The organism is Devosia sp. LjRoot16 (assembly GCF_964252795.1).
GTDB lineage: Bacteria > Pseudomonadota > Alphaproteobacteria > Rhizobiales > Devosiaceae > Devosia_A.
The window spans coordinates 155,230-172,330 of the sequence record NZ_CAXUPH020000004.1; the positions used below are offsets into that span (position 1 = coordinate 155,230).

18 protein-coding genes are annotated in these 17,101 nt (G+C 65.2%); 2 read left to right on the top strand and 16 right to left on the bottom strand.

Translation table 11 applies throughout. From position 1 onward, the window contains the following. Nucleotides 1–19 precede the first annotated feature (19 nt). The 12 genes from cimA to ACSQ23_RS18730 form a co-directional block, all read right to left on the bottom strand. Complete coding sequence (gene cimA, locus ACSQ23_RS18675; protein ID WP_436091502.1) at nucleotides 20–1,627, bottom strand: citramalate synthase; 1,608 nt, start codon at nucleotides 1,625–1,627, stop codon at nucleotides 20–22. A 10-nt stretch (nucleotides 1,628–1,637) separates the two neighbouring features. Continuing rightward, a complete protein-coding gene (locus tag ACSQ23_RS18680; protein WP_436091503.1) occupies nucleotides 1,638–2,126 on the bottom strand; it encodes a GFA family protein in 489 nt (162 codons plus the stop codon). Continuing rightward, nucleotides 2,119–2,607: a GFA family protein gene (locus ACSQ23_RS18685; protein ID WP_436091504.1), complete on the bottom strand. Its 489-nt coding sequence runs from the start codon at nucleotides 2,605–2,607 to the stop codon at nucleotides 2,119–2,121. The genes ACSQ23_RS18680 and ACSQ23_RS18685 overlap by 8 nt, the downstream gene beginning before the upstream one ends. Further along, nucleotides 2,600–3,112, bottom strand: coding sequence for a GFA family protein (locus ACSQ23_RS18690; protein ID WP_055879547.1), 513 nt, complete (start codon nucleotides 3,110–3,112; stop codon nucleotides 2,600–2,602). The genes ACSQ23_RS18685 and ACSQ23_RS18690 overlap by 8 nt, the downstream gene beginning before the upstream one ends. Then, nucleotides 3,109–4,092 carry a prolyl aminopeptidase gene (gene pip, locus ACSQ23_RS18695; protein ID WP_436091505.1) on the bottom strand — a complete coding sequence of 328 codons (984 nt, stop codon included), beginning with the start codon at nucleotides 4,090–4,092 and terminating at the stop codon, nucleotides 3,109–3,111. Before pip ends, ACSQ23_RS18690 begins: the two co-directional genes overlap by 4 nt. After that, entirely contained in the window at nucleotides 4,062–4,571 is a 510-nt protein-coding gene (locus ACSQ23_RS18700) for a GFA family protein (RefSeq protein WP_436091506.1), read from the bottom strand. The genes pip and ACSQ23_RS18700 overlap by 31 nt, the downstream gene beginning before the upstream one ends. Next, on the bottom strand, nucleotides 4,558–4,941 hold the full coding sequence (locus tag ACSQ23_RS18705) for a VOC family protein (protein WP_069908490.1): 384 nt from the start codon (nucleotides 4,939–4,941) through the stop codon (nucleotides 4,558–4,560). Before ACSQ23_RS18705 ends, ACSQ23_RS18700 begins: the two co-directional genes overlap by 14 nt. Continuing rightward, nucleotides 4,938–5,327: a VOC family protein gene (locus ACSQ23_RS18710; protein ID WP_436091787.1), complete on the bottom strand. Its 390-nt coding sequence runs from the start codon at nucleotides 5,325–5,327 to the stop codon at nucleotides 4,938–4,940. The genes ACSQ23_RS18705 and ACSQ23_RS18710 overlap by 4 nt, the downstream gene beginning before the upstream one ends. Nucleotides 5,328–5,332: 5 nt before the next feature. After that, a complete protein-coding gene (locus ACSQ23_RS18715; protein WP_349236241.1) occupies nucleotides 5,333–5,785 on the bottom strand; it encodes an endonuclease domain-containing protein in 453 nt (150 codons plus the stop codon). Nucleotides 5,786–5,934: 149 nt separating this feature from the next. Continuing rightward, nucleotides 5,935–7,335: a cysteine--tRNA ligase gene (cysS, locus tag ACSQ23_RS18720; RefSeq protein ID WP_436091507.1), complete on the bottom strand. Its 1,401-nt coding sequence runs from the start codon at nucleotides 7,333–7,335 to the stop codon at nucleotides 5,935–5,937. Between the two features lie 209 nt (nucleotides 7,336–7,544). Continuing rightward, nucleotides 7,545–7,991, bottom strand: coding sequence for a hypothetical protein (locus ACSQ23_RS18725; RefSeq protein ID WP_055879557.1), 447 nt, complete (start codon nucleotides 7,989–7,991; stop codon nucleotides 7,545–7,547). A 127-nt stretch (nucleotides 7,992–8,118) separates the two neighbouring features. Then, nucleotides 8,119–8,592 (bottom strand): cytochrome c, encoded by a 474-nt coding sequence (locus ACSQ23_RS18730; RefSeq protein WP_055997377.1) that lies wholly within the window; start codon nucleotides 8,590–8,592, stop codon nucleotides 8,119–8,121. 407 nt (nucleotides 8,593–8,999) lie between these two features. On the opposite strand from ACSQ23_RS18730, the gene ACSQ23_RS18735 reads away from it, so the two are divergent. Beyond that, entirely contained in the window at nucleotides 9,000–10,163 is a 1,164-nt protein-coding gene (locus ACSQ23_RS18735) for a DUF2865 domain-containing protein (protein WP_055879562.1), read from the top strand. On the opposite strand, the gene gltX is transcribed toward ACSQ23_RS18735, so the two are convergent. The 3 genes from gltX to ACSQ23_RS18750 form a co-directional block, all read right to left on the bottom strand. Next, nucleotides 10,108–11,433 (bottom strand): glutamate--tRNA ligase, encoded by a 1,326-nt coding sequence (gene gltX, locus ACSQ23_RS18740; protein WP_436091508.1) that lies wholly within the window; start codon nucleotides 11,431–11,433, stop codon nucleotides 10,108–10,110. The two genes, ACSQ23_RS18735 and gltX, sit on opposite strands and share 56 nt — an antisense overlap. 157 nt (nucleotides 11,434–11,590) lie before the next feature. Beyond that, complete coding sequence (locus ACSQ23_RS18745; RefSeq protein WP_436091788.1) at nucleotides 11,591–13,315, bottom strand: NAD+ synthase; 1,725 nt, start codon at nucleotides 13,313–13,315, stop codon at nucleotides 11,591–11,593. A gap of 108 nt (nucleotides 13,316–13,423) precedes the next feature. Continuing rightward, a complete protein-coding gene (locus tag ACSQ23_RS18750; protein ID WP_055997363.1) occupies nucleotides 13,424–14,557 on the bottom strand; it encodes a hypothetical protein in 1,134 nt (377 codons plus the stop codon). Nucleotides 14,558–14,792: 235 nt separating this feature from the next. Here ACSQ23_RS18750 and ACSQ23_RS18755 point away from each other — a divergent pair, with 235 nt between their 5' ends. Then, on the top strand, nucleotides 14,793–15,221 hold the full coding sequence (locus ACSQ23_RS18755; RefSeq protein WP_055879573.1) for a response regulator: 429 nt from the start codon (nucleotides 14,793–14,795) through the stop codon (nucleotides 15,219–15,221). Here ACSQ23_RS18755 and ACSQ23_RS18760 read toward each other — a convergent pair. After that, nucleotides 15,178–17,043, bottom strand: coding sequence for a PAS domain-containing sensor histidine kinase (locus ACSQ23_RS18760; protein WP_055879577.1), 1,866 nt, complete (start codon nucleotides 17,041–17,043; stop codon nucleotides 15,178–15,180). The two genes, ACSQ23_RS18755 and ACSQ23_RS18760, sit on opposite strands and share 44 nt — an antisense overlap. Nucleotides 17,044–17,101: the final 58 nt, after the last annotated feature.

Genomic DNA, 17,101 nt, shown 5'->3' on the forward strand with positions numbered 1-17,101 from the left:
TCCCTACCGTTCCGGCGTCTCAGGCTGCCTCTGATTTCATCAACTTATAGGTAATCGACTCGTAAAGCGCCTCAAATGAGGCGTCGATGATGTTGGTGTTGACCCCGATGGTGTACCAGCGCTCGCCGGTGCCATCGCGGCTCTCGACCAGCACACGGGTGACCGCGCCCGTGCCGCCGTCGAGGATACGCACCTTGAAGTCGACCAGTTCGAGGTCGGCGATGCGGGTCGAGAACACTCCGAGATCCTTGCGCATGGCAAGGTCGAGGGCGTTGACCGGGCCGTTGCCCTCGGCCACCGACATCAGCAGCTCGTCGCCGATGCGGATTTTCACCACCGCCTCGGTGACGACGACCTGTTCGCCGCGCGCGTTGTGGCGGCGCTCGACGCTGGTCCGGTAACTCTCGACGTCGAAGAACTCGGGCAAGGTGCCGAGCACGCCGTGGGCGAGAATGAAGAAAGAGGCGTCGGCGCCGTCATAGGAGTAGCCGCGGGCTTCGCGCTCCTTGACGGTGCGCAGCAGCCGCTCTAGGCGCGGATCGTCCTTGCCGAGCTCGATGCCATGGCGCTTCAGGGCAGCAAGCAGGTTGGACTTACCGGCCTGCTGGCTGACCATGATGTTGCGTTCGTTGCCGACAGTTTCAGGCGGCACGTGCTCGTAGGTCGAAAAATCCTTGGCCAGCGCCGAGGCGTGAATGCCGGCTTTGGTGGCGAAGGCCGAGGTGCCGACATAGGGCGACTGCCGAGCCGGGGCGCGGTTCAGCAGGTCGTCGAAGGCGCGCGAGATCGAGGTGAGATCGGCCAGTTGTTCGCTGGTAACGCCGATCTCGAAGCGGTCGGCGAAGCCGGGCTTCAGCGCCAGGGTCGGGATGAGGGTGATGAGGTTGGCGTTACCGCAGCGCTCGCCGATACCGTTGAGCGTGCCCTGGATCTGGCGGACGCCAGCCGAGACGGCGGCGAGCGTGTTGGCGACGGCCTGGCCGGTATCGTCATGGGCGTGGATGCCGAGGTGATCGCCAGGGGCGACCTTGGTGACCTCGTCGACGATAGCGGCGACTTCCGACGGCATGGTGCCGCCATTGGTGTCGCACAGCACCACCCAGCGGGCGCCGGCATCGAGGGCGGTGCGCACAAAGCGCAAGGCGTAGTCGGGATCGGATTTGTAGCCATCGAAGAAGTGCTCGCAATCGACCAGCGCTTCCTTGCCGGCGGCGACAGTGGCCTCGACGGTTTCGCGCAGGTTGTCGAGATTCTCCTCGAGCGAGATGCCGAGCGCCACCTTTACCTGGTGCGACGACGACTTGCCGACGAAGCAGGCGGCATCGGATACGGCGTTGAGCGTCGCCTGCACGCCGGGATCGTTGCCGACCGAGCGCCCTGCCCGCTTGGTCATGCCGAAGGCGGTGAAGACGGCGTCGCGGGTGCGGCTCTCGGTGAAGAACTGGTCGTCGATGACATTGGCGCCGGGATAGCCGCCCTCGATGTAATCGACGCCGAGGCGCTCGAGCAGCGCGGTGACCGAGATCTTGTCCTCGAGCGAAAACTCGATCCCAGCCGTCTGCGCGCCGTCACGCAGCGTGGTGTCGAAGAGGTAGAGCCGTTCCTTGGCAGGCGCTTGGGCAGTCATCACAGGGTACTCAGTTACGGGGCGGCCATTCGGCCGTGTCGTGGTCAGGGTGTTGCCGGTTGGAGCTACTAATTCGGGCGAGGCGGCCTTCGGGGTCGACGGAATAGGTCGGCGTGCTGCCCGGCAGCTCGCCGATATGGGCATACCAGCTGACGCGGCTTTCGTTACCGTACTGGATCACCGGCGGCACGCGGTCGGGCTCGTCGAAGGCGCCGGAGAGCACGCCGATATCAGGGGCCCAGGGGTAGTCGAAAATCAGCGGCGTGCCGCACTCGCGACAGAAACCGCGATTGGCGAGCTCGGAGCTCTTGAACCAGCTGATCTCGCCGCGGGTGACGTGGAAGTTCACCTTGTCGACCGGGCAGATCACGGCGAACGGCCCGCCTACCGCCTTCTGGCACATACGGCAGTGGCAGACATGGACGTTGTCGGGCTGCTGGTCGACGCGAAAGCGGACTGCGCCGCACTGGCAGCCGCCGGACAGATGGACTTCAGACATAGCGCGGGACCCAGTCGGTGGTGTCATGGTCGGGGTGCTGATGATTGGTCGCGCGGATGCGTCGCGCGAGATCGGGGGCAACCTCCTCGATCGGTGGCAGGTCGGGAACCTCGGCAAACGCCCCCACATAGTGGAGGCGACTGTTGGTACAGGTCTGCTCGGTCGGTGACACGGCTTCAGGGTGATCGAGCGAGCCGATGGTGACGCTGACATAGCTGCCGCCGGGACGGCGGAACGTCAGCGGCGTACCACAGGCAGGGCAAAAGCCGCGTTCGACCGTATCGGACGAGCGGAACACCCCGAGGCTGCCCCGAGTGAGTTCGAAGCTTTCAGCCGGCGCGCCGGCGAAAGCGCCGAACAGCCCGCCCGTCGCCTTCTGGCACATGCGGCAATGACAAAGGCTCACGTCGTCGAACGGCGCCGTGAACCGATAGCGGATGGCGCCGCACTGGCAGCCGCCGGTAGCGAGTGCTTCAGCCATCGGCACCTCCCATGACCCACTTGTCGGTGTCGTGGTCGGGGTGCTGATGGTTGGAGGCGCGGACGCGGGCCACGGCTTCGACGCCGTCCCCCTCCTCGGTGGTGCCGATCTGCTCGGCGCCGGGGACGGGTCGGAGGTTCGGGTGGCGGCCCTCGAGGCCCATCTCGTACAGGATGGGCACCAGGTGCGGGGTGTCGAACGAGCCGATGGTCATCGAGACATGCGGTCCGCCGAGAGAGCGATAGTAGAGCGGCGTGCCGCAATTGCTGCAGAAGCCCCGCGCCGCCACATCAGAGCTATTGAACTCGCTGGGCTTGCCGCGCGTCCAGGTCAGGTGCTCGTGGCGGATGCCGACGAGATCGATGAACACGTTGCCGGCGGCTTTCTGGCACATGCGGCAGTGGCAGAAATGGGGATTGTCCCGGAGCTCGGTGGCATGCCAGCGCACCGCGCCGCACTGGCAGCCGCCCGAATACTCGCGAAAACGATAGCTGTCGTCAGTCACATTCCGCCTCCCGCAAAGCGATCCGTGGTTTCGATCAGATGGTGCAGAATGCCGGGCTGGCTCAGCGCATGCCCCTGCCCTTCCACCATAATGAACTCCGCTTCCGGCCAGGCCTGATGCAGGTCCCAAGCGGTCTGCGGCGGACAGGCGATGTCGTAGCGGCCCTGGACGATGACCCCGGGGATGTCGCGAAGCTTTTCGGCATCGCGGATCAGCTGGCCCTCGTCCATCCAGCCGGCATGGACGAAATAGTGGTTCTCGATGCGGGCGAAGGCCAGCGCATATTCCTCGCCGTAGAACGCGTCGCTGACCTGCGGATCGGGCAGCAGGGTGATGGTTTCGCCTTCCCAGCGCGCCCATTCCCGCGCGGCGCCAAGCCGGACATCGCGATCCGGGCTGGTCAGCCGCTGCCGGTAGGCGGCGATCATATCGCCCCGTTCGGCTGGCGGGATCGGGGCGATGAAGCGCTCCCACTTGTCGGGGAAGAGCAGCGAGGCGCCGTGCTGGTAGTACCAGAGCAGCTCCCAGCGGCGCAGCGTGAAGATGCCGCGCAGCACCAGCTCGGTAACGCGCTCGGGATGCTTCTGCGCATAGGCCAGCGCCAGCGAGGAGCCCCAGGAGCCGCCGAACACCAGCCACTGCTCGACGCCGACCATCTGCCTTAGCCGCTCGATATCGGCGACCAGATCCCAGGTCGTGTTGTGCTCGAGCTCGGCGAAGGGACGCGATTTGCCGCAGCCGCGCTGATCGAACAGCAGCACATCGTAGCGCGCCGGATCGAAGACGCGACGCTGGTTAGCGCTCAACCCGCCACCGGGGCCGCCATGCAGAAACACCGCCGGCTTGGCGCCAGGCGTGCCGATGCGCTCCCAGTAGACCTGGTGGCCGTTGCCGACGTCGAGATGGCCGAAGGCGTAGGGCTCGATCTCGGGGTAATAGCTGCGCAGAGTCACGCCGGGAAACCTTGTTTCGGTGGCCATTCGGCCGTGTCGTGGTCGGGGTGCTGGTGGCTGACGAGGCTCGCCATGAATTCGTGCCACCCGGCCGCGTATTCGGTGCGCACCGGCAGGGCGGCGAGGCCATCGAAGAACGGCAGCTTGTCGGCCAGATTGACCTGGATCGCCGGCGCGGCGACCGTCGGATCATCGAAGGCGCCGATGGCGATCTCGACCTGCTGATCGGCTGGACGGCCAATCTCCTCATAGGTCAGCGGCGTGCCGCACTCGGCACAGAAGCCGCGCTTGATCTTGTCCGAGCTCTCGAAATATTTCGGCGCGCCGCGGGTCCAGGTCACCTCGAACGAGGTGACCAGCGGACCGAAAAAGGCGCCGAAGGCCTTCTGGCACATGCGGCAATGACAGATCGAGCCGCGGCCGAGCCGGCCGACGGCGAAGCGCACCGCGCCGCACTGGCAGCCGCCGGTGAACGGCGGGCTGCCGGTCGCCTCACTCCGGGGCATGACACACAGCTTCGATATTGTGCCCGTCCGGATCGTAGACGAAGGCGGCGTAGTAGGTGGCGTGATAGTGCGGGCGCAGACCCGGCGGACCATTGTCCTTGCCGCCGGCAGCGATCGCAGCGGCGTAGAAGGCATCGACCGCAGCCCGATTGGGGGCGCTGAACGCCAGATGCACCCGGCCACCGGTGAGCTTGCCGCCGTCGCCGATCCACAAGAACGGCTGCTCGGAGCCGAGACCGGCGACGTTCCCTTCCTCGCCCTCGAACTTCATGTGCGTCTTGATGCCGAGCGGGGCCAGCGCCTTCTCGTAAAAGGCGAGCGAGGTGGGATAATCGGCGGTCGAAATGGCTACGTGATCCAAAGCGCTCATAGGCGTCCTCCCTCCGGGCCGACATAAACGGCCTCGATGTTGTTTCCATCCGGGTCGAATACGAAGGCGGCGTAGTAGTCAGGCGCGTAGTGCTGGCGAAGGCCGGGCGGACCGTTGTCGCGGCCGCCCGCGGCAAGCGCCACGGTGTAGAAAGCCTCGACCGCAGGGCGGCTCGAGGCGACGAAGGCGACATGCGTATCGCCCCCGCGCAGCGTCTTGCCGGTGCCGAGCCAGAAGGTCGGACGATCGACGCCGTAACCGGCCGACTTCACGCCGTCATACTCGAACTCGGCAAGCAGCTTGATGCCGAGGGCGCCGAGCGCGGCAGTGTAAAAGTCCCGCGACAGGACGAAGTCGGTAACCTTGAGGCCGACGTGGTCGATGATGACGGTCATGGGTGTTCGTCCCGGCTAAACTGCCCCTCACCCGCCTCGCTACGCGAGGCACCCTCTCCCTCAAGGGGAGAGGGTGGGCTGGGGCGAGATCGTGCCACATCGCCCCTCTCCCCTTGAGGGAGAGGGTGCCCGAAGGGCGGGTGAGGGGCCGGATGCAAGGCATGCCAGATCGCGTCAAGCACGCTAGTACGATCGGTGACGAGCTCGTTGTTCCACACGCGGAGCACGCGATATCCGCGTGACGTCAGCCAGGCGTCGCGTATCAGATCACGTTTGTCCTCGGCGTGCTGGCTACCGTCGAGCTCGACGATGAGCATGGCCGACGGGCAGACGAAATCCACGATGAAACGTCCGATCGGCAACTGCCTGCGAAACTTGAAGCCAACAAAGCGCCGATCGCGAAGCAACTTCCACATTAGCGCTTCGGCCTCAGTGGCGTTGGCTCGCATCGATTTTGCACGCAGGCGTAACGTTGGCGTCAGGCTGGTACGCCACTCGTCGTGACGGCGGTGGTACTGCCCCTCACCCGCCTCGCTGCGCGAGGCACCCTCTCCCTCAAGGGGAGAGGGAAGGCTGGGGCGTGTGTCGCGATCTGCACTCACCTCACCACCTCCCACTTGGTCTGGCGTTGGCCGGCTTCGTCTTTGTAGTCCATCAGTTGGACACCCTGTGTCAGCAATTGCGCGCGGATGGTGTCAGCCTTTGCGAAATCCTTGGCATTGAGGGCGGCAAGGCGAGCGGCGACGGCTTCGGCGACGCCGTCCGGCGCGTCGGCGGCAGCGGCGGTCAGCAGGCCGTCGGTGGTGAAGCCGAGGAACTCCAGCGTGGCGGCGAGGCAGTTGGCGGCGGTTTCGGTGCCGCGGTTGGCCTTGCGGGCGATGGCATCCAGCGCCACCGAAGCGCGGTGGAAGTTGAGGTCGTCGGTGAGCTCGGCGATGACTGACGGCTCCGGCGGAGTGCCGGGCCTGGCTTGCGCGGCGCGCTGCCAGTCGCGGAGCTTCTGCTCGGCTTCCTCCAGCCGCTTCACCGAGAAGTCGATGGGCTCGCGGTAGTGCGTCATCAGCATGGCGAGGCGCAGCACTTCGCCCGGCCATTTGCGGCCGCCGAACTTCTCGGTCTCCAGCAGCTCGGAGATGGTGATGAAGTTGCCGAGGCTCTTCGACATCTTCTGGCCTTCGACCTGCAGGAAGCCGTTGTGCAACCAGTAGTTGGCCATGGCAGGCGTGCCATGGGCGCAGCGCGACTGGGCGATCTCGTTCTCGTGGTGCGGGAAGATCAGGTCGAGGCCGCCGGCGTGGATATCGAAGAGCTGGCCGAGGTAGCGCTCGCTCATCGCCGAGCACTCGATATGCCAACCCGGACGCCCCCTGCCCCACGGGCTCTCCCAGCCGGGCTCCTCGGGGCTCGACTGCTTCCAGAGTACGAAGTCGGCCGGGTTCTTCTTGTGCGCTTCGACGGCGATGCGGGCGCCGGCGAGGTTGTCGTCGAGGTTGCGGCCGCTGAGCTTGCCGTAATCGGGCATGGAGCCGACGTCGAACAGCACCTCACCGGCCGCCTCGTAGGCGTGTCGGCTGCCGATCAGCGAGGTGATCAGCGACTGCATGCCGGGGATGTGGTCGGTAGCGCGCGGCTGGTGGTCGGGCTCGAGCGTGCCGAGGGCGGCGACATCCTTGAAGTACTGGTTGGCGGTCTTCTCGGTGACTTTGCGGATCGCCTCGTTGAGCGGCAGGCCCGGGTAGTCGCGCACGGCGCGCGCGTTGATCTTGTCATCGACGTCGGTGATGTTCCGGACATAGGTGACGTGAGCGGCGCCATAGACGTGGCGCAGCAGCCGGTAGAGCAGATCGAAGACGATCACCGGACGGGCATTGCCGATATGGGCATAGTCGTAGACCGTCGGCCCGCACACATACATGCGGACGTTGTTGGGATCGATGGGGACAAAGTCCTCCTTCGCCCGGGTCAGCGTGTTGTGGAGCTTCAGTGTGGTTTGGCCCAAGTCACAGTTCCTCGCGCACGATAAGACGCTCGCGGACGGGTTCTTCGGACTAGAGATCAGAGGATGAAGAAAACCGCGCCGCCAGCAATGCTTAGCGGATAATAATGCAGCCGGTAATGCAGGTCGCGGTGCCGGTTTTCATGGCGCGCAATCTGACTGCAGCGCCGGCAAAAAGCAAGGGGCGCCGAAGCGCCCCCCTCATCGATAGGTTATTGCGGCGTTGCCGGAGCCGCGGGATCGGCCGGCGCCGGCGCTGCCGGATCGGCGGCAGGCGGGGTAACGGCCTGCATGGCGGCGGTGACCTCGGGGCTGGCGAAGCAGGTGGTCAGGCCCTCGCGGGCGAGGTTGGTGACCTGTTCGTAGCTGCCGTGCGCGGTATGCGCCTCATCGGTACCCTCGCCGCGCAGATCGGCAGCAAGGATGTCGACGTCCTTTTGCGGCATGTCCTTGAAGGCGCCGGTCAGGCAGCCGCACAGCGGCGTGAGGATCAGCGATGAATCGACACCGGCGGGCACCTCTCCGAGCAGGAAGGCCTCTGCGGCGAGGCAGGTCTCGTTGAACTTGGTGAAATCTGCCGGGGTCTGAGCCAGCGCGGCAGGGCCGGCGGAAAAGCTAAGCAGGCCGGCGATGGCGGCGATGACGATACGAACTTGCAAGGGTGATACTCCAACGGCTCAAGGCACGATTGGAAAATACCTAAGCACAGAACGACCGTCCCGACCACCGATAGAAATGCAACGGAAGGGCGGCTTACCGCCCTTCTGTCGCCCTATTCGCCGAGTCTCAGCTCTTGAGCCGGAAGGTCTCGTGACACTGGCCGCAAGTCGCCCCAACTGCCTTGATCGCAGCAGCGTAGGCGGTGGCATCGCCCGCTTCGGCCGCCGTCTTCATGGCGGTGGCGGCCGTAACGGCGGCAGCGAGAAGCGCCTGGAACTCGGCGTTCTTCTCCCAGATGACCGGCAGCGCTTCGGTATCGCCAACCGCCGAACCCTCGGGAAACAGCACGGTGAGATTGGAGAGGTTGGTGATCAGGTGACCGGCGGCGGAAACGGCATCGGCTCCGCTCAGGGCATCGGCGCCCTTCAGGATCCCGCCGTCCTCCTTCATGATGGCCTGGCGCTTGGCCACCATTTCCTCGGCGCTGAGCGCGGCGAGCGCCGGATCAGCGGTGATGGTGATGTCCTGGGCGAATGAGAGGGTGGCGACGGCAGCCACGACAATCGTCAGCGCGAACGCTGTGAACCTATTCGACGGCATATCGGCAACTCCTGGAGGTCCTGGGAACGGGCCTGGTGACGCTGAATTCTGAAGCAGGCACGGCTGCTTGGCAGAATCTGCGAGGGAGCGTAGCCGTGAATTTCGCGGTTTGGCAGCCGGCCGATCCTCACAAACCCCGGGGGCTGCGGTCACGGCTGCGTGACGACCTCCGTGCGACGTTGCGTGGGCCATCACGAGGCGTTAACCGGCGCCGATGCTGTGTTATTGCTTCAAACGAATCTCACGGCGCTGTCTCGCTTTGGGCGTATTGGCCGACTAGGCATTTCATCGCTTCCATGAAGCGCCGAAATGCTCCAGGTTTTGGTTTTCCGCGCTTTCGAGGGGGGAAAAGTCTGCAACTTTCTGAAAGCGCTCTGGCGGAGGGCCACACTATCCGGTTCGAACTGATGACCCGCGCCCACCTACGCGCTTCCGGCCTCCTCCTGCGCTTCGCCCTGCTTTTCCTGGTGGCGTGGGTTGGGCTGTTGATCGATGTGTCGACTGCCTATGCGCAGGCCGACAGCTGCGCCCGCCTGCAGGCGACGCTGCGCTCGCTCGACCGGAACTCCGACTTCCAGAATTCGCAGGGCGGCGCGCTGAAGCGACTGCAGCGCGAAGTGCAGCGCTCTGAAAGCGCCTATGTGCGCCAGGGCTGCAACGACGACGCCAAGGCCGGCCGGCGGCTCACCCCCGAATGCCGGGCTCTGGCGCGCGAGGTGCTGCGCGGGCGGGAAGAAGTGCAGCAGCTGTCACAGAGCGTCAGCACCGGCGAAGCGGTGGCGCAGCAGCGCGAGGCGATCCTGCAGGAAATGGCGCGCTTCGATTGCGACGGCCGTTCGCGGGTGAACCTGGAACGCGGCAATCGCGATAACCTGTTCGAGCGGCTGTTCGGCGTGTTCACCGACGGCGATGACGGCGCCGGTGGCATCCGCGGCGAAGAGTTCAACCCGTATGGCGATTACCACACGGTGCGGACGCTGTGCGTGCGCAAGACCGACGGCTTCTGGTGGCCGATCAGCTATTCGACGCTGGTCGACTACGTCGCCAACGATGCACAGCAATGCCGGGCGATGTGCCCGGGGCTGGATGTCGATCTCTACTACTACGACAACCCGGGGCAGGAACCGGAACAGATGATCAACGAGTGGGGCGAGCCCTATTCGTCGCTCCCTAACGCCTTCAAGTTCCGCACCGAGTTCGACACCACCAACAAGTGCACCTCGACGCAGGACCAGGGCGCCATCACCCTCGCCGAGCTATCGACCGGCGGCACGCGAGCCATGGTGACATTCCGCGGCGCGACGTTCCCGCTGCCGCTGCGGGACGGGCGGCGGATCTCTCCGACGGTCGCCACGACCGTGACGCAGGTTGCCGAGTTGACCCAGTTCGTCGACGTGCCGCTGCCGCGCCCGCGTCCCGCGGCGCCCGGCGAGACGCCGAAGCCAGTGGTCACCGTGGTCGCACCGGCGGCGGCCAATCAGCCCGGACGGATCGTTCAGTTCGGCGACAAGCGGGTCAGGGTAGTCGGGCCAGACACGCCGTACGCCCCACAAGTGGCAGCAGGGACTTGAGTTCGGGCCCCTGCTCCCGGCCGGTGACGGCCAGGCGCAGCGGGTGGAACAGCGCCCTGCCTTTGCGGCCGGTGGCGGCTTTCAGGGCCTCGGTCCATTTCGACCAGGTGGTTTCGTCCCAAGGCTCGACGGGCAGCAGTTCACGCGCCGCGCGCAGAAACTCGCGATCCTCGTCGGCCACCACCGGGGTAACCGGACCGGAGACGAGCGTCGCGAGGTCGGCGATATCGGCGAACACCGCGAGGTTGCCGCGGAGTGCCAGCCAAAGCGGCTCGGACGCGAGGCCGAGCGGCTCGAGGCGCGCTTTGGCGGTCTCATAGGGCATCTGGTGCAGGATGCGGGCGTTGAGGCTCGAGAGTTCTGCCGGATCGAAGCGGGCGGAGCCGTGCGACACGGCTTCGAGCGTAAAGATCTGGCCGAGCGCCGACAAATCCGCATAGGGCTCGAGCGGCAGGCTGGTGCCGGTGAGCACTGCGGCCATGGCGACGGCCATCGGTTCGTAACCGACCTCGCGCAGCTCCGCCAGCGACAGGGATCCCAGGCGCTTGGACAGGCCTTCACCATCGGCGCCGGTCAGGAGGTTGTGGTGGGCGAAGGCCGGGACCTTGCCGCCCAAGGCCTCGAAAATCTCGATCTGCGTGCCGGTATTGCTGACATGGTCCTCACCGCGGATCACATGGGTGATGCCCAGCTCGATATCGTCGACCACCGAGGGCAGCGTGTAGAGGTAGGAGCCGTCGGCGCGCAGCAGCACCGGATCGGACATCGAGGCCGTATTGACGGTCTGCGGGCCCTTGATCAGGTCATTGAACGCGACCGGACGGCCATCGAGTTTGAAGCGCCAGTGGGGCTTTCTGCCCTCGGCCTCGTACTTCGCCTTCTGCTCCGGCGTAAGCTGCAGCGCAGCGCGATCATAGATCGGCGGACGACCGAGCAGACGGGCCCGGCCGCGCTTGCTTTCGAGCTCTTCCTCAGTCTCGTAGGCCGGGTAAAGGCGGCCGGCGGCGATCAGCTTGTCGCGCGCCGCGTCATAGAGCGCGGTGCGATCGGACTGGCGGACCTTCAGGTCAGGGGCGATACCCAGCCAGCTCAGGTCAGTGTGGATGCCCTCGGCGAAGGCCTCGGTGGAGCGGGCGGCGTCGGTATCGTCGAGACGCAGGATGTAGCGACCGCCGGTCGATTTGGCGAACAGCCAGTTCATCAGCGCCGGACGGGCATTGCCGAGATGCAGCCGACCGGTGGGGGATGGCGCGTAGCGGACGGTGGTCATGGGGTACTGACTGAGGCAGACGGCCCCCTCCCGGCCTCCCCCACAAGGGGGGAGGTGAAGAGTCGAGTTTGGGGCTCGATCGCGCCAAACACTGGATGCGGCACCTCCCCCATTATGGGGGAGGATGGGAAGGGGCCGCCCGGCAAACAGTCGTCCCTCATTCCAGCCCCTTGCTGTCCAGCCGGCCGATCGGCTCGGCGATCAGGTTCTCGTCGCGGTAGCCGTTGGTGATCGGGTAGCGGCGCCCCAGCCCGAAGGCCTTGCGGGAGATCTTCACGCCGGGAGCGGACTGGCGGCGCTTGTATTCGGCGATGTTCAGCAGCCTTTCGATCCGTTTGACCAACGCACGGTCGAAGCGGCCTTCGCCGCGCTGCACGACCTCGGCGACGCTGAGCTCGAGCTCGACCAGCCCGACGAGGATCTCATCGAGGATCGGATAGGGCGGCAGCGAGTCCTGGTCGGTCTGGTTGGGACGAAGCTCCGCCGAGGGCGCCTTGTCGATGATGTTCTGGGTGATCACCAGCCCATCCGGGCCAAGGCAATCGGCCGGGCGGTGCTTGTTGCGCCAGTCGGCCAGCTCGTAGACACGCATCTTGAGCATGTCCTTGATCGGATTGAAGCCACCGTTCATGTCGCCATAGATGGTGGCGTAGCCGACCGCCATCTCGGACTTGTTGCCAGTGGTGAGCAGGAGCGAGCCGAGCTTGTTGGAGACCGCCATCAGGTAGACGCCGCGCATGCGCGACTGGATATTTTCCTCGGTGAGGTCCTGCGGGCGGTTGCCGAACACCGGCTGCAGCTCGTTGAGCGCGGCTTCGACCGGATCGCCGATCGACACGACATCGTAGCGGACACCCAGACGCTGGGCGCAGTCGCGTGCGTCGGCGAGGCTCTCCTCCGAGGTGTAGCGATAGGGCAGCATCAGGCAGTGGACGTTCTCGGCGCCGATGGCATCGACCGCCATGGCGGCGACTATGGCGCTGTCGATGCCGCCCGAAAGACCGAGCAGCACGGACTTGAAGCCGTTCTTTTTGACGTAGTCGCGCAGGCCGAGCACGCAGGCGCGCCACGGCGCTTCGTCGACGCTCGACAGCGGGGTGACGTGCGGGTCAGTGCAGCGCCAGCCATCCTCGGTGCGGGCCCAGTTCGACATCAGGATTTCGGGCTCGAAGCTCTTGGCCTGCACGACCAGGCGGCCGCCGGGCTCGATGGCAAAGCTGGCGCCGTCATAGACCAGCTCATCCTGGCCACCGACCTGGTTGAGATAGAGCAGCGGCACATTGTCTTCGGCGACGCGATCGGTGACCAGCTTGTAGCGAGTGGCCTGCTTGTTGCGCCAATAGGGCGAACCGTTGGGGCAGAGCAGAATGCGGGCGCCGTGATCGACGAGATGAGCGCAGACTTCCGGGTGCCAGATGTCCTCGCAGATCGGGATACCGATGGAGACGCCCTTGATGGTCACCGGTTCCTGCAGGTCGGCGCGCTCGAAATAGCGCTTCTCGTAGAAGATGTCGTCGTTGGGCAGCTCACGCTTGTAGCGCCTGGCGGTGATGGCACCCGCTTCGCAGACGACCACGGCGTTGAACAGCTTGCCGCCTTCGCGCCAGATGGTCGGCATGATGGCGGTGACCGAGGTGCCGGCGGTGGCGCGGGCGAAATCCTCGGCGGCCGCCATTGCGTCGGCAATGAACCGCGGCTTGAACAGCAGGTCGTCGGGGAAGTAACCGGTAAGGAACAGCTCGGAGAACAGCAGGATGTCGGCACCCTGCCCGGCTGCATCGGCCAGCGCCTCTTTGGCCAGCGCCAGGTTCTGCGCGATGGCGCCGACCGTCGGATTGAGCTGCGCGAGGGCGATGCGGAGACGATCGGTCACGTGAGAAATCCGAGCCGTTTGAAAACGCGGCAAGACTTATCCGCTCACCCCGGTCGGGGCAAGCGGACAGCCGGTCATGCAGGAACTGATCAGCCTGATCAGGAGATCAGCAGGAGATCAGAACGAGTAGGTCAGCTCGGCCAGCAGGCCATAGCGGAACAGCGAGAAGGGATTCTCGGTGGAGATGACCTGCTGGGTCGACACGGTCGGCGCACTGTAAAGCGGATCCGGCGGCATTGTGTCATTTGGATCGGGCGTATCTGGATTGGGTACGGGCGGCCGGATCTGCGGCGCCGTCACACTGACCTGGGTCCAGGTGGCGTCGTAGGTGCCGTTGACATACCAGGCCCGCCCGCCGACACGCAGCGTCAGGTTCTCCATCGGCTTGATGCCCGCCATGATCTCGCCCATGGCGCCGTAGCCCCAGCCGTTGATCTCGGTGGCCGATCCCTTGAGGATCTCGGGTGCGCAGCTGTCGGGTGGGAGGACATTGCAGCCCGGCCCGCCAAAGGCGCCGCCACCAGCGGCATGACCGCCGAGAACGCCCGAGATTGTACTGAACGGGACAGCTGCAACCTCGGCGCTGATGTCCAGAAACTCGTTGAATTCCGCCTTGCCGCTCAGCCCCAATCGGAGCATGTGCAACTCGATTTTGTCGTCAACGCTGTCGCCTGGGACCGACCAGTTGCCGCTGGCATTGCTGTAGGTGACGTCGGCTGCGCTGGTTGCCGTGGTGAAATTGTAGCGAGAGGTCCGGGGCGAATTGTTCCAGTAGTTGTAGCCAACAAAGCCACCAACGCCGGTACCCTTGCCATCGCCCAGCGCGTTCCAGCCGAAATCGGCACCTGCGTAGCCGAGGACGCCGTCGGTGACATCGCCGCTACCCGACGGGTCGGAGTATCCCCCCGTAATGGCCGCCGAGTATCCGGCCCACCCCTTGGCGTAGGTGCGGGTCGCATCCTCCTCTACGCGGATGTGCGCCTCGACCGTGTGAGCGTTGTCGGTGCTCTCGAAGCTCTGGCCGCCCACTTCATAGTTCTGACTACCCCACGAATACCAGTAGCGCAGGCCAGTCTCGATGTGGATGCCGTCACTCTCGTCGCCCATCTCGCTCCAGTCCTTGGGCTCGGTCGAGTAGGCGCCGCGATAGACCTCTTCGGGCGACCAGTCCTCGCCCCAGTCGGCGGCCAAGGCCGGACTGCCGATAGCGGCAGCGAGAACGGCGAGACTGGTTGCCAGACGGATGGACATCGGATGCTCCGCAACAAACGCGTACGTGAGCTATTCATGACCGGTTAGGGTTAATGTTCCGCTAAATGAACTGGCAGAATGCAACGGTTTGGGCGACAAGGCCGCTACCGTCCACGAGTTGATAAGCATCAACAGGTTTTCCACCGCCACAGGTGAGGCATGCGTATTTAGGCTGCAACCTTCACCGTAGCCGTGAGTTTGGCTGGCGAGACGTAATCTGACTTTGGATATGATTATGAGTTGCAAGGTTCTGGTGGTGGAAGACGAGATCTTCGTGGCCATCGAGTTTGAAAGCCTTCTCTACGATCTCGGCCACGAGCCGGTAGGCATTGCTTCGGACAGCCGACAGGCAATGGCGCTCGCCGACGAGGCCGAGCTGGCCTTTGTCGACCTCAATCTCATCGATGGTCCCACGGGGATCGAAGTGGGCCGCTCGCTCGCGGAACGCGGCGTAACGGTGGTCTACATGACCGCAAATCCGGCCCAACTGGGTGACGGCGTGCCGGGAACGGTTGGTGTCATCCCCAAGCCGGTCGACAACAACGAGCTGCGCCAGGCGGTGGACTTCGCCGTTTCGGTGCGACGCAAGTCTCAGCCCAAGCCCAACCCGCCGCGGCGCCTCAGGCTGTTTGGCTCGCTCGATGCGAGCCCGGCGCTGGCTTGAGTTCAGCTCGCTGACTTAGTGATGCCAGGGGAATACTGAGGTCGACCTCGAGACCGCCTTCCCCATAGCGACGCTCAAGCGTGCCGCGCAGCTGCCCTTCCACACTCAGCGATATCAGCCTCGAGCCGAAGCCGGCACTGCCGGGCTGCGGCGGCGGGCCGCCGATCTCGCGCCAGTGCAGCCGATAGTTGTCGCCGATCAGCTCGCCGCGGATCTCGACACGACCATCATCCCGCGACAGGGCGCCATACTTGGCGGCGTTGGTCGCCAGTTCGTGGAAGAGCAATGCCAGCGGCGTCGCCGTACCGTCATCGATAGAGGCGTCGACCCCAGTGAAGCTCACCCGTTCAAGATCGCCGTCACGGTACGGCTGCAGCAGATCGCGGACCAGCGCCTGAAGCGAGGATGGGTTGGACCTCGGCGCCGACTCACGCGAATGCGGGCGGACGAAATCGTGCGCGCGACCGAGAGCCAGAATGCGCCCGCGCAGGCGGTCGGCAAAGTCCTTGGCCTCGGGATGCGATCGCGACGCAAGGCTGACAATGCTGCTGATGACCGCGAAAATGTTCTTGATGCGGTGGCTGAGTTCCTGCGCGATGACCTCGCGCTCCTCCTGGGCCAGGCGCTCTTCGTGAATGTCGGTGCAGGTGCCGAACCAGCGGGTAAGGCGGCCGGACCCGTCGCGCATCGGCAGCGCCTGCCCCAACACCCAGCGATAGGCGCCGGTGTGGTGCTTCAGGCGGTACTCGATGCGGTAAGGATCGCCGGTTTCGAGTGAATGGCGCCAGACGGTCCAGGCGCGCTCCTGGTCGTCAGGATGAAACATGCCGTTCCAGCCCTCGCCGTCGGTGGTTCCGGCCGGCACGCCGGTGAACTCGTACCAGCGCGCGTTATAGTAGTCGTGGTAGCCGTCCGGCAGGGTGGACCAGACCATCTGCGGCATGGTGTCGGCGAGGGTGCGAAACCGCATCTCGCTTTCCGCCAGCTGCTCCGCGATGCGGCGCTCATCGGTGACATCGACCACAATGCCCGGCAGTCGAACGGCCCTGCCATGCGCATCGGTGATGACGCGTCCGGAGGCAACGACCCAGCGCTCGGGGGCCGCGCCAGTGCCCGCCAGCCGGTACTCGAAGCGTACCGGCCCGGCATGCTTCAGTGCATCGCCGATCTCGGAGATGACCCGTTGGCGATCGTCCTGGTGAATCCCGGCGAGAAACTTTTCAATCGGCAGGCCCACGGCGGCGGCGCCCGGACTGACCGAATAGAGCGCGGCGAAACGCTCATCCGCGGTGACGACGTTGTCGGCAATATTCCAGTCCCAGGTACCGACCAGGCCCGAGGCGCTGAGGGCCAGATCGAGCTTTTCGCGACTTTCCTCGAGGGCCTGCTCGGCCACCACACCCATGGTGGTTTCCTGCACGATGGCCAGCGCGGCCAGGCCACTGCCGTCATCATCAAGCACCGGGGAGTAGTCGAGGTTGAGCCAGACGTCCTCAGGCTCGCCATTGCGGTTGAAGACAAAGGGCTGGCTGGTGAACACCAGAGACTCGCCGTTCAGCACGCGCTGTATTACGTCGCGATTAAAATCGGCAACCTCGGGCCAGCTGTCAAACACGGAACTGCCAAAGGCGCTGGGGTGTCTGGCACCGGCAATCGGCGCGTAGGCGGCGTTGTAGAGCATGATGCCGCGCGGTCCGATCAGCAGGGCCATCGGTGCGGCAGAGGTCATGATCAGGCGGGCGGCGGAGCGCACGGCGACCGGCCACGCGGCGATCGGTCCAAGATCGGTGGCGGACCAGTCGAAGTTGTTGGCGAGAAGCATGACTGGATCACGGTCCAGCCGGGCTTTGGTCGCGGCATCGGCCCGCGGGAAGAAAGAA

What these genes read in the sequence shown, in the direction of transcription:
- cimA (WP_436091502.1), bottom strand. Translation starts at nt 1,627, where the DNA reads ATGACTGCCCAAGCGCCTGCCAAGGAACGGCTCTACCTCTTCGACACC.
- ACSQ23_RS18680 (WP_436091503.1), bottom strand. Translation starts at nt 2,126, where the DNA reads ATGTCTGAAGTCCATCTGTCCGGCGGCTGCCAGTGCGGCGCAGTCCGC.
- ACSQ23_RS18685 (WP_436091504.1), bottom strand. Translation starts at nt 2,607, where the DNA reads ATGGCTGAAGCACTCGCTACCGGCGGCTGCCAGTGCGGCGCCATCCGC.
- pip (WP_436091505.1), bottom strand. Translation starts at nt 4,092, where the DNA reads ATGGCCACCGAAACAAGGTTTCCCGGCGTGACTCTGCGCAGCTATTAC.
- ACSQ23_RS18700 (WP_436091506.1), bottom strand. Translation starts at nt 4,571, where the DNA reads ATGCCCCGGAGTGAGGCGACCGGCAGCCCGCCGTTCACCGGCGGCTGC.
- ACSQ23_RS18705 (WP_069908490.1), bottom strand. Translation starts at nt 4,941, where the DNA reads ATGAGCGCTTTGGATCACGTAGCCATTTCGACCGCCGATTATCCCACC.
- ACSQ23_RS18715 (WP_349236241.1), bottom strand. Translation starts at nt 5,785, where the DNA reads ATGCGAGCCAACGCCACTGAGGCCGAAGCGCTAATGTGGAAGTTGCTT.
- ACSQ23_RS18730 (WP_055997377.1), bottom strand. Translation starts at nt 8,592, where the DNA reads ATGCCGTCGAATAGGTTCACAGCGTTCGCGCTGACGATTGTCGTGGCT.
- ACSQ23_RS18735 (WP_055879562.1), top strand. Translation starts at nt 9,000, where the DNA reads ATGACCCGCGCCCACCTACGCGCTTCCGGCCTCCTCCTGCGCTTCGCC.
- gltX (WP_436091508.1), bottom strand. Translation starts at nt 11,433, where the DNA reads ATGACCACCGTCCGCTACGCGCCATCCCCCACCGGTCGGCTGCATCTC.
- ACSQ23_RS18750 (WP_055997363.1), bottom strand. Translation starts at nt 14,557, where the DNA reads ATGTCCATCCGTCTGGCAACCAGTCTCGCCGTTCTCGCTGCCGCTATC.
- ACSQ23_RS18755 (WP_055879573.1), top strand. Translation starts at nt 14,793, where the DNA reads ATGAGTTGCAAGGTTCTGGTGGTGGAAGACGAGATCTTCGTGGCCATC.
- ACSQ23_RS18760 (WP_055879577.1), bottom strand. Translation starts at nt 17,043, where the DNA reads ATGCTTCTCGCCAACAACTTCGACTGGTCCGCCACCGATCTTGGACCG.